The organism is Parapedobacter luteus, from assembly GCF_900168055.1.
GTDB classification, from domain to species: Bacteria; Bacteroidota; Bacteroidia; order Sphingobacteriales; family Sphingobacteriaceae; genus Parapedobacter; species Parapedobacter luteus.
Genome location: NZ_FUYS01000002.1, coordinates 47,591 through 59,614 on the forward strand (window position 1 = coordinate 47,591; position 12,024 = coordinate 59,614).

A 12,024-nucleotide genomic window follows, 5' to 3' on the forward strand; every position below is an offset into this window, starting at 1 on the left:
AAAGAAAGCGATGAAAACCAAATTCAATGTCATTATACTGGCCTTCGGCCTCACTCTTGTGTCTTGCAGCGATTATTTAGATCGTTATCCACTGGATAGTCCTTCAGACGAGACGTTTTTGCGCACGGAAGCGGAGTTTGAAGCGGCGGTCACTGGTTGCTACAACACGCTATGGTTTAAACCCATCGATAACGGCTCGTTTCTGCTTACCCTTGAATGCGCTTCGGATATCGGCTGGGATCGTAATGTGAGCGATCTGCAGATACTGGGACAGGGCGCTGCCACACCGGATAACACGTACACCGGAAACTTTTGGAATACGTTGTACCGCGGGATCGGCCGGGTAAATTACATTTTGTCCAAAGCTGAACCGCTGGCGGAAATCGTTCCCACGGAAAAATATAACCGCCTGCTCGCCGAAATACGGTTTTTGAGGGCTTACTATTATTTTTACCTAAATGAATTGTATGGTGGAGTGCCGTTGCTGACCACGCCTGTCCCGTTGTCGGAGGCTGTGCTGCCCCGCTCCAGTAAAGCGGAACTGACCGATTTTATCTTGGCTGAATTGGATGCCGCGGTGCCCAACTTGCCCATCCAAACCGATGCGGCAAATCGTGGTCGGGTGACGCGGGGTGCGGCCTTGGCGCTGAAATCGCGCGTAGCCTTGTATGCCGGCCGTTGGCCGGAAGCTATCAGCGCGGCGCAAGCGGTCATGGACTTAGGCCAATACCACCTGCATGAGAATTTCGGTGAGCTGTTTTCGTATGCAGGGCAGACGTCATCCGAAATTATCATGTCTATCCAGTTCCTGAAAGGCGTGATGGTACATAGTACTCCCCGGCATTTTTTCTCGCGGATTGCTTTAGGGCATTCCAATAAGATACCGGTGCAAACACTGGTTGATTCGTACGAGTGCACCGACGGATTGTCAATCGACCGATCGCCACTGTTTGATCCCGCGCATCCTTTTGCTAACCGGGATCCCCGGCTGGGATACACTGTGGTGTTGCCGCAGTCTGTGTTTGTTGGCTACGTTTTTGAAACGCATCCTGACAGCTTGCAGACTTGGAACTATAACTTTGACCCACCGCGGAGGGTGCAGAATGAGGAAGCTACGCACGCTTATGCAACGTTTTCAGGGTACTTATGGCGGAAATATGCCGACCCGGCAGATTACGGTGATATCGACAATAGTGACCTGAATCTGATCATGTTCCGCTATGCTGAGGTGCTACTGAACTATGCCGAAGCAAAAATTGAACAAGGTTCCATCGACCAGTCGGTATACGATGCTATCAACGCCGTGCGGCAACGCCCGTCCGTGAACATGCCCCCGATCACCCCCGGAAAGACGCAAGCTGAATTGCGATCCATCATCCGGAAGGAACGGAAGTACGAACTGGCTGGCGAAGGTATCCGACTGTTTGATATCCGCCGATGGAATATAGCCCATGAGGTGATGCCAGGTGATTTATTGGGTCGCATCCGGAATAGTTTCTTATCCGATGCTCCTCGTATAGACGAAAACGGCACGCCGCATTATGACAACGTAGCGAATGCCGCACAGATGCGGGTGATTGAGCGGCGTCAATTCCGGCAGGACAGGGACTATGTATGGCCCATCCGTAGGCTTGAATTGGAGACAAACCCGGCAATAGAGCAAAACCCGAATTATTAACATAAAAAAAGGATTAGACTATGCGATTCATGAACAGGTTTTTTGTTGTATTGTATGCCTTCGTAAGTGTTGTCGTTTTGCCGTCCGCAGCCACGCCGCGCGCAGACAGCTACGACCTATGCATCTATGGCGGCACTTCGGCGGGCGTAATAGCGGCTTATACGGCAGCGAAAGCCGGAAAGTCCGTCGTCCTTATCGAGCCCAGCCAGATGCTCGGCGGCATGAGCGCGGGCGGGCTCGGGCAAACGGACATTGGCAACAAATACGTGGTCACCGGCTTGGCACTGGATTTTTACCGCAAGCTGGGGAAACACTACGGCACTTTCGAGCAGTGGATATTCGAGCCTCACGTAGCCGAACGGTTATTCAATCAATATATGGAGCAGTGCGATGCCGAAGTGCTTTTGGGCCAGGCACTGTTGGATGTCAGGAAGTCCGCCACTACCATCGAAGAGATTGTCTTACAAGCAGTCGATCGGCTGGGCACGCCTTCGCTATCGGTGAAAGCCAAGATGTATATGGATTGTACCTATGAAGGGGATCTGATGGCCAAAGCCGGGGTCTCTTATCACGTAGGGCGGGAAGACAACCGGGTATATGGCGAGACCTTGAATGGTGTACAACTGATGACCGGGCATCAGTTTCCGGATGGTGTCGATCCTTACGTGGTGCGGGGCGATCCAAGCAGCGGGCTGCTCTGGGGGATACGCGACGGCGAACTGTTGCCGAACGGTACCGGAGACAATAAGGTGCAGGCGTATAACTACCGCATTGCGCTGTCCAATGTGCCTGAAAACCGGATTCCCATCACCAAGCCGGACAACTATGACCCTGCTCGCTATGAGCTGCTGAAACGGCAAAAGGAAATCCAGCCCTGGAAAGGCTTGAATGATGTTTTTATCTGGAGCTTGATGCCGAACGGCAAAACGGATATCAACAACCGGAATGGTTTTTCCACGGATATGATTGGCATGAACTGGGACTACCCCGAAGCGGATTACCAACGTCGGCAGGAGATCATCAAGGCGCATGAAGATTATACGAAGGGATTGCTGTATTTTGTGGGTAATGATCCATCGGTACCTGAGTTTATACGCAAGGAGATGCAGCAATGGGGATATCCAAAGGATGAATACGTAAATAACGGCCATTGGAGCCCACAGTTGTACATCCGTGAGGCGCGGCGGATGATAGGAGAGCTCGTGATGACCCAGCATCATTGCCAGGGCCGCGAAGTGATCACGGATGATGTAGGGTATGCCGCCTATACGATGGATTCGCATAATTGCGACCGGTTGGTGGTCAACGGGATGGCCAAAAACGAAGGGAACGTGGAAGTCGGCGGCTTCCCGCCCTTCCCGATTTCTTACCGCGCCATCGTGCCCAAACGCGAGCAGGTAACGAACCTGTTGGTTCCGGTATGCCTATCGGCAAGCCACATCGCCTTTGGATCGATACGGATGGAGCCTGTCTTTATGGTGCTGGGCCAATCTGCGGCCGTAGCGGCATGCATCGCCATCGACCAGCGCATCGATGTGCAGCAGGTAGGGGTCGAACAACTCAAGTCGATATTGGCGGACAATCCCAAAGCTGATTTCAGAAAGGCGGATTATCTGGTAAATTGTACCGATTCTAATGCGGTGGCCTTTACCGGTAAGTGGGACACGGGTAAATCCAAAGGATACGGACGTACTTATTACCAGGCAGAAAGTGCCGACGGGCTAAGCACGGCTACCTTCACGGCGCCGGCCATCACCAGCGGCAGCTACGACGTATATACTTATTTCCCCAAGACAGCTGAAAGCTCGGGAAAATTGACTTATGTCGTATTTGATGGGGAAAATCAGGATGAGCGGGTGTTGGATTTGTCGGGGGTTGAAATCAAAGGACAAACCTCCAGCACGTGGGTATCCTTGGGTAGCTACACGGTGACCAATGAAACCAAGCCGCCATTTGTAACCATCAGCACTAAAGGAGCCGATGGAATAGTCGCCGCGAATGCGGTACTTTTTGTACCTTCGGACGATCAATAGTTTTTGTTAACCAGTTTAGCTTATTATGATACGAACCATTTTGTCGTTACTTCTGCTATGCTGCCACTTGGCGTGCAGTACAACGGATCCAAATACTTATGAGGCCGATCTTATTGTCTACGGGGGTACTTCAGCGGCGGTGATTGCCGCCGTACAGGCCAAGAAATCCGGCAAGTCGGTCATTGTTGTTTCGCCGGACACCCACCTGGGCGGCCTTTCCTCCGGTGGGCTGGGATTTACCGATACGGGAGATAAGTCCGTCATCGGTGGTCTTGCCCGCGATTTTTACCACCGTGTATATCTCCACTATGCCGATAGCGGCGCGTGGCGGTGGGAACGGCGCGAGGACTATGGCAACAAAGGGCAGGGGACTCCCGCCATCGACGGCGATGCGCGTACGATGTGGATATTTGAGCCGCATGTGGCCGAGGGAATTTTTGAGGGCTATGTGAAGGAATACGGCCTTGACGTGCACCGCGACGAATGGCTGGACAGGGAATCCGGTGTGGAAAAGGTAGATGGGCAGCTCGTGTCGCTGACCACGTTGAGTGGGAAAACTTACCGGGGAAAAATGTTTATCGACGCCACGTATGAGGGCGATTTGATGGCGGCCGCGGGTGTAAGCTACCATGTGGGCCGTGAGGCGAACAGCGTGTATAACGAACAATGGAATGGCGTGCAGGTGGGAGTATTGCACCACCGGCACTGGTTTATGACAGACATCAGCCCGTATAACATTCCGGGCGATTCTTCCAGTGGACTGCTTTACGGTGTTTCGGCTGATCATCCTGGTGAATATGGGGAGGGCGACAACCGATTACAGGCTTACTGTTTCCGTATGTGCTTGAGCAACCACCCGGACAACCGGGTGGCATTCCCTAAGCCGGACAACTACAACCCTGAAAACTACGAGCTGCTGGCCCGGGTCTTTGCGGCTGGCTGGCGGGAAACATTTGACAAATTTGATATTATCCCCAACCGCAAGACCGATACGAACAACCACGGCCCGTTCAGCACGGATTTCATTGGCATGAACTATGACTACCCCGAGGCAAGCTACGAACGACGCCGTGAAATCATCAAAGCACACGAGGACTACCAGAAAGGCCTGATGTATTTCCTGGCCAATGACCCGAAGGTCCCGGAAGAAGTGCGGACGGAAATGGCGCAATGGGGGCTGGCCAAGGACGAATTTACCGACAACGGTAATTGGCCGCATCAGCTGTACATCAGGGAGGCACGCCGTATGGTAGGGCAGTATGTGATGACCGAGCATGACACATTCAGCGATCGCGAAATCAATGATCCGGTAGGAATGGGATCGTATACGCTGGATTCGCACAACGTGCAGCGCTATGTAAAGCCGGACGGTTTTGTGCAGAATGAAGGGGATATCGGTGTTTCACCGAAAAAAGGCCCTTACCAGATATCCTATGGTTCGTTGGTGCCTAAAAAGGACGAATGTACAAACCTGTTGGTGCCGGTATGCATGTCGAGTTCGCATATCGCTTTCGGTAGCATCCGAATGGAACCGGTGTTCATGATCCTGGGGCAAAGTGCGGCGCTGGCGGCTGCTTTGGCCATCGATGGCAACACGGCAGTACAGGATGTACCTTATGCCGACCTGCAAGCTCGGTTGTTGGAAGAAAAGCAGGTGCTGGCAAGAGGTGAATTTAAAACAAGATGATCACTTTTTTTATATGCGTGGGTGTGCTAATCGTGGGGTATTACAGCTACGGGCTTATCTGCGAACGGATTTTCGGCATCGATCGCAACCGGCCTACACCGGCAATGGAAATGGCTGATGGCGTGGATTATGTGCCCTTGCCGCGATGGAAGTCGTTTTTGATCCAATTTCTCAACATCGCAGGACTGGGCCCCATCTTCGGAGCGGTGGCCGGGGCTATGTGGGGGCCGGTGGCCTTCCTGTGGATCGTGCTCGGCACGCTGATTGCCGGAGGGGTACATGATTATTTTTCGGGCATGCTTTCCCTGCGCAATCAGGGAAAGAGCTTCACCGAAATCACGGGTAAATACCTCGGAAGGCCGCTGATGCAGGTTATGCGTGTACTCACGCTGGTATTGCTGATCATGGTAGGAACCGTATTTTTCGTCGGGCCCGCCCAGATTCTGGCTGGACTGTCCGGTACAGGCTGGATGTCTGTAACCGTTTGGTCGATTATTATCTTATGCTATTATCTGCTGTCTACGATATTACCAATCGATAAGGTAATCGGAAGATTTTATCCCATATTCGGCGCCGTGTTTTTAACGATGACAGTGGCGCTGTGGGTGGCTATGGTTTACGGTGGGTTACCGGTGCCGGAGTTGTCCATAAGTACGCTAGGTATCAACCAACACATCCACCCCGAAAAGTTTCCGGCTTTTCCGATGCTGTTCATCACCATTGCTTGTGGTGCCGTTTCCGGTTTCCATGCCACGCAATCGCCACTGATTGCCCGCTGCCTGCAGCATGAAGGGCAAGGTAGGAGTGTGTTCTATGGCACGATGGTGACCGAAGGTGTGGTGGCCATGATATGGGCTGCCGTCAGCATGAGCTTTTTCGGCGGCATCAGGGAACTAAATGTATTCATGGATGAACGATCGGGCAATGCGGCCATGGCGGTCAATGAAATCTGTACGGGTCTGTTGGGGCGGCTGGGTGGTATATTGGCTGTCATCGGTGTTGTGGTGGCCCCCGTTACTTCGGGCGACACCGCATTTCGCAGCGCACGCTTGCTGCTGGCGGATATTTTTAACCTTGGCCAACGGGCATTGAAAAACAGGCTGCTACTGGCAGTACCGATGTTTTGTTTAGCCTATGGGATTAGTTTGATGGATTTTGGTGTCATCTGGCGATATTTTGCCTGGACCAATCAAACATTGGCCACAGTGGTGTTGTGGACGGTCACTGCATACTTAATCAACGCCGGCAAAAACTACTGGATTGCATTGATACCGGCGCTGTTTATGACCAACGTGGTCGTCTCCTACATCTTGATCGCACCGGAGGGGCTGTCGTTGCCGCATGGATTTTCGTATTCATGCGGCATTGCGGTGGGCGTGGGATTGCTCTTATACACGTTCTGGTATATTTACCGAAAGGGTAAATATGTGGTTTCTGTGGATAACAGATAATTTTTCCCAAATTTGGTGCGTGAAAATAAAAAACGTGACCTTTTTTTGCCCTTTAACGGCATTGGTGCTGCTTGTTTATGGGGTGTGTGTGCAATGCCGCAGTACATCACACGACGGCGTGCTGTCTCCCGAAGCGTCGTTGAGGGCTATGGAACTGGAGGAAGGCTTTGAAGTGGCCCTGGTTGCTGCTGAGCCTTTGGTTGTGGCCCCGGTGGCCATGACATTCGATGACCGGGGCCGTATATGGGTGGCCGAGATGGATGGATACATGCCTGATACGGCGGGCACGGGTGAAGATGCTCCTGTAGGCCGCATCGTCATACTGGAAGATACTGATGACGATGGCCGGATGGACAAGCGGACGGTTTTCCTTGACTCGCTGGTGATGCCCCGCGCGCTTTGTCTGGTAAACGGCGGACTGCTGATGGCCGAACCACCTAACTTGTGGTTTTATGAAATCCACGACGGACATCCGGTCGGCAGGTCGCTGGTAGACAGTGCTTACGCGGAAGGCGGCAATGTGGAGCACCAGCCAAATGGGCTCTTGAGGGGCTTGGATAATTGGATCTATAGCGCCAAATACGACTGGCGGTATCGAAGGCTGCCCGACGGGACCTGGGAAAAAGCAAAAACACATTTCAGGGGCCAATGGGGCATCAGCCAGGACAACTGGGGCAGGCTGTATTACAACGACAATTCGAGTAACCTGTACGGTGATTACTTCCCGCCCGGGTTCGGTGCCGGCAATCTTGGCCAACGCCGGGTGGCCGGATATGGCCAAACCATTGTGGCTGACACGCGCGTGTATCCCATCCGTCCGACAACGGGGGTAAACCGGGGATATATGGAAGGGGTTTTGGATACCACCGGACGGTTGGTGAATTTCACGGCGGCTTGTGGGCCGCTGATCTACCGTGGCGGCTTAATACCCGGGGAGAACGCTTTCGTAGCGGAGCCGTCTGCTAACCTGATCAAACGGAATGTGCTTACGGAGGAGGGCTTTCGCATGACGGGGAAGCAGGCTTATGAAGGGAAAGAATTCTTGGCTAGCCATGACGAACGGTTCCGGCCGGTAAACCTGTTTGATGGGCCGGACGGGGCGCTTTATATCCTGGATATGTACCGGGGTATTATCCAGCATAGCACGTACCTTACACCTTACCTGAAAGATGAGATTACCAAACGGGGATTGGCCCGTCCGCTCGGCATGGGAAGGATTTACCGTGTGTTTCCCAAGGACAGCAAGCGGCACAGGGTTGCCATGCCCCGACGCACCGATTCGCTGGTTGCGCTGCTGGGGCATGGCAACGGGTGGGTCCGTGATCAGGCACAGCGTATATTGGTAGATAGACAGGCGGTAGATGCGACAGCTGGCTTGCGTGCCCTGCTGCATGGTACTGCTCGGCCGCTGCAATGTACCCACGCGCTATGGACGCTGGAAGGACTGGGGCAGTTGACGGCAAGCGATATCCAGACCGTATTGGCTCATCCACAATGGCAGGTACGTGCGCAGGCGTTGGCTGCACTTCCGTCGCTGGCTGGTATGGCTGCCAAGGATGATTTAGTCGCTATAGCCGAAAAGGCCGTTGCGAACGGCGATACACTGCTCGTGCCCTATGCGGCTCTGGCTGTAGCGTCGTTGGGCACCGTGAGGGAGCCGGCCATCATGCGTATCATGGAGCGGTGGGCCACGCAGTACGCGGATAATCGTTATGTCGCTGATGCCATCATCAGTGCAGCGACGGGGCATGAAGCACAATTCATGCGGGCGGTGGCCAAGCGCGTGCCGGATACGTCAATGGTAGTACATAAGCGCCTCCTATCCGTGGTCGATGCGGCCAACGAGCGGGCAGACCGCGACAATCAGGAACAGTTGGCCAAGCACTATGCCAATGGCATTACGCTGTTCAGGAATGCTTGCCAACCTTGTCACGGAGAAGACGGCCGTGGTGTGTCGTCTATTGCCCCGCCCTTGGCGGGGTCAGAATGGGTGCAAGGAGATAAAGAACGACTGATAGCCTTGGTGCTCTATGGCCTTACCGGGCCGGTCGATGTGGGTGGCCATACTTATAGGGCTCCGGAAGTCAGTGGCGAGATGCCGGGCATCGCCCATAATCCGGCTATTGATGACGCAGACCTGGCCCAATTACTGAGTTATATCCGGAATGCCTGGGGGAATAACACCGGCGATGAGGTAGTGCCGGAAGACTTGGGAACCGTTCGGTCAAAGTTTGGCGGCCGGACTCAACCCTTCACACAGGATGAACTGTACGAATTATTTGGAAAGCATTAACGTATTTGGCTGGAAGTTCACTACCTTTGTGTGGTAGTCTCTGCCCTATAAACCCTAAGTTGTATGTCTACATTATCAGAAATCAAGGAAAATGGCATCATCGCAATTATCCGTGGCCTTCGGCCCGAGTATGTGCTGGACGTTGCCGAAGCGTTATATGCCGGTGGCATCCGCATAATAGAAGTAACCATGAATTCCGAAGAGCCGCTGGCGGCCATACGGCAGCTGGCCAACACCATCGGTGACCGGATGGTTATCGGAGCCGGCACGGTACTTGACACACCGACGGTGGAAGCTACAGTAGCGGCGGGAGCACGGTTTATCCTTTCGCCCGTGGTGGATGCCGATGTTATTCAGGCAACTAAACGTCTTGGTGCAGTGAGTATACCGGGCGCATTCACGCCTACGGAAATTTATGCCGCATATAAGCGCGGCGCCGACATCGTGAAGGTATTCCCCGCGATGTCTCCTGCCTACATACGAAGTATCGGCGGGCCGCTTCCGCATATACCGCTGCTGCCTTCGGGAGGTATCACACCGCAAAATATCAGGGATTTCAAAGACGCCGGAGCTGTGGCTTTTGGTGTAGGCAACACGCTGATTAACACCGGGCAGCCGGTAACAACCGCATATTTTGAACAACTGACCGACAAGGCTCGTCAATTTGTGTCGGCTCTCGCTGGTTGACAGCCAACTAAAGCGGATACCACGGCTTCGTTGCTGATAAGAAAAAAACAGATACATGAAGATCAAATCCTACGAATTATTCCAGGTGCCGCCGAGGTGGCTGTTCTTGAAAATCGAAACGGATGAAGGCATCACGGGCTGGGGTGAGCCGGTAATTGAAGGGAAGGCAGCCACCGTAAAGGTAGCGGTTGACGAACTGATGACCTACTTGATTGGTAAAAGTCCCCTGCCGATAGAAGATCACTGGAATGTGATGTACCGCGCCGGTTTTTACCGGGGAGGTCCGGTTTTGATGAGCGCAATAGCCGGCATTGACCAGGCGCTGTGGGACATCAAAGGCAAATATTACAATGCGCCCATACATGAGTTGCTTGGCGGCAGGGCGAGGGACAAAATGAAAGTGTATTCATGGATTGGCGGCGACCGGCCGGCTGACGTGGGCCTGGCTGCGAAAAAAATGGCAGACAACGGATTTTTAGCCGTCAAGATGAATGCCACCGAAGAACTGCAATACATTGATAGCTACGATAAGATCGATGAGGCTGTGGCACGCATAGCAGCCGTAAGGGAGGCCACGGGGCCCGCCTTCGGCATTGGCATCGATTTCCACGGCCGTGTACATAAGCCCATGGCAAAAATACTGGCCAAGGCATTGGAGCCGTACCGGCCTATGTTCATCGAGGAGCCGGTGCTTCCGGAAAACAACGAAGACCTGCGGGAGATAGCCAACCACGTAGCCATACCCATCGCTACCGGGGAGCGTATGTTTTCTAAGTGGCAGTTTAAGACGTTACTGCACGCCGGTTATGCCGACATCATCCAGCCGGACGTGTCTCATGCCGGCGGAATCACGGAATGCAAGAAGATCATTTCGATGGCGGAGGCCTATGATGTTGCGGCGGCTCCGCACTGCCCCTTAGGGCCTATTGCACTGGCCGCATGCCTGCAAGTAGACGCCACCTGCCACAACGCTATTATCCAGGAGCAAAGCCTAGGCATACACTACAACCAGGGCAGCGACTTGCTGGATTATCTGGTGGACAGCGCCGTGTTTCAATACGAAGATGGTTATGTGAATATCCCGGATGGCCCCGGATTGGGTATCGTCATAAACGAAGCGCATGTGCGGAAGATGGCCGCCATTGGGCATCAGTGGCAAAATCCCGTCTGGCGGCATACCGATGGCAGTGTAGCGGAATGGTAACTCATGGAAAAGTTTTTAAGCTGCGATTGGGGAACAAGCAGATTCAGGCTTCGGCTGGTTCAGGTCGCTGACCTGCGCGTGCTGGCTACAATAACGCATGGACGCGGGATCGTAGATACCTTTAACTCGTGGAAGGCACAAAAGGGACAACGCTCGTCGCGCAAGGCATTTTATGTGAATGTATTGAAGGAAGCGGTCACTGAACTGAGCCAAAAGTCGGGCATTACGCTGGATGGCATTCCCATTGTGCTTTCGGGGATGGCTTCCGCGACGGTGGGGCTGGCCGAGCTTCCTTACAAAATGCTTCCGTTTCGGCTGGATGGTACTGATCTGCTCGTCGAAACCATGGATGCCCAAGGGTTGGAGCACCGCCTTATTCTTATATCCGGGGTGAAAACGGACCGAGATGTCATGCGGGGCGAAGAGACCAAAGTGCTGGGATGTGCATCGGTCTTGGATGGCCGGGAAGAAAAACAGCTTTTGATTCTCCCGGGTACGCATCCGAAACATATTTGGGTAATGGGTGGCCAAGCGATGGCTTTTGAAACCTATATGACCGGGGAGTTTTTCGAGTTGCTTACCCGGCATAGTATATTGTCGGCTTCGGTAACCGCAGGGGCAGACGTCAGTGATTCGATGAGCCGCGACTATTTCCGCGAAGGCGTGCGCACAAGTCAATCTTTTGATTTGCTTCATGCCGCCTTCATGACCCGGACCAACGAGGTGCTTCGCCATGTCCCCAAGGCAGCGAATTTTTATTACCTAAGTGGTGTGCTGATTGGTGCCGAGCTGAGGGGGATATCCGCAGATGTGCCGATTTGCTTAGTTGGCGGACCGAAGCACAACCCACTGTATGAATGGGCATTAAGTGAGCTCGGTGTGCCGGTCGCGAAAACAATGGATGCAGACGAAGCGCTCATTAAAGGCCAGCAGTTGATTTTTTCTGCGCAGAATTTTATCAATCAATTATAAATATGGGCTCGACATGGCA

At 53.4% G+C, this 12,024-nt stretch carries 8 protein-coding genes; all 8 read left to right on the plus strand.

The window, feature by feature from the left end; translation table 11 throughout:
- The first annotated feature begins 10 nt into the window (after positions 1 to 10).
- The 8 genes from B5X72_RS03395 (at position 11) to B5X72_RS03430 (ending at position 12,005) form a co-directional block, all read left to right on the plus strand.
- Positions 11 to 1,678 carry a RagB/SusD family nutrient uptake outer membrane protein gene (locus tag B5X72_RS03395; RefSeq protein ID WP_079715447.1) on the plus strand — a complete coding sequence of 556 codons (1,668 nt, stop codon included), beginning with the start codon at positions 11 to 13 and terminating at the stop codon, positions 1,676 to 1,678.
- 29 nt (positions 1,679 to 1,707) lie between these two features.
- Positions 1,708 to 3,711: an FAD-dependent oxidoreductase gene (locus B5X72_RS03400; protein ID WP_079715448.1), complete on the plus strand. Its 2,004-nt coding sequence runs from the start codon at positions 1,708 to 1,710 to the stop codon at positions 3,709 to 3,711.
- A 25-nt stretch (positions 3,712 to 3,736) separates the two neighbouring features.
- Positions 3,737 to 5,398 (plus strand): FAD-dependent oxidoreductase, encoded by a 1,662-nt coding sequence (locus B5X72_RS03405; protein ID WP_079715449.1) that lies wholly within the window; start codon positions 3,737 to 3,739, stop codon positions 5,396 to 5,398.
- The gene (locus tag B5X72_RS03410; RefSeq protein WP_079715450.1) at positions 5,395 to 6,849 is read left to right on the plus strand and encodes a carbon starvation CstA family protein; all 1,455 of its coding nucleotides are present in this window, start codon (positions 5,395 to 5,397) and stop codon (positions 6,847 to 6,849) included. The genes B5X72_RS03405 and B5X72_RS03410 overlap by 4 nt, the downstream gene beginning before the upstream one ends.
- Before the next feature lie 19 nt (positions 6,850 to 6,868).
- The gene (locus B5X72_RS03415; RefSeq protein ID WP_217698089.1) at positions 6,869 to 9,142 is read left to right on the plus strand and encodes a DUF7133 domain-containing protein; all 2,274 of its coding nucleotides are present in this window, start codon (positions 6,869 to 6,871) and stop codon (positions 9,140 to 9,142) included.
- 63 nt (positions 9,143 to 9,205) lie between these two features.
- Positions 9,206 to 9,829: a bifunctional 4-hydroxy-2-oxoglutarate aldolase/2-dehydro-3-deoxy-phosphogluconate aldolase gene (locus B5X72_RS03420; RefSeq protein WP_079715452.1), complete on the plus strand. Its 624-nt coding sequence runs from the start codon at positions 9,206 to 9,208 to the stop codon at positions 9,827 to 9,829.
- A gap of 55 nt (positions 9,830 to 9,884) precedes the next feature.
- On the plus strand, positions 9,885 to 11,033 hold the full coding sequence (dgoD, locus tag B5X72_RS03425; protein ID WP_079715453.1) for a galactonate dehydratase: 1,149 nt from the start codon (positions 9,885 to 9,887) through the stop codon (positions 11,031 to 11,033).
- A gap of 3 nt (positions 11,034 to 11,036) precedes the next feature.
- Positions 11,037 to 12,005, plus strand: a complete 969-nt coding sequence (locus tag B5X72_RS03430) for a 2-dehydro-3-deoxygalactonokinase (protein WP_079715454.1) — start codon at positions 11,037 to 11,039, stop codon at positions 12,003 to 12,005.
- The last annotated feature ends 19 nt before the right edge of the window (positions 12,006 to 12,024 follow it).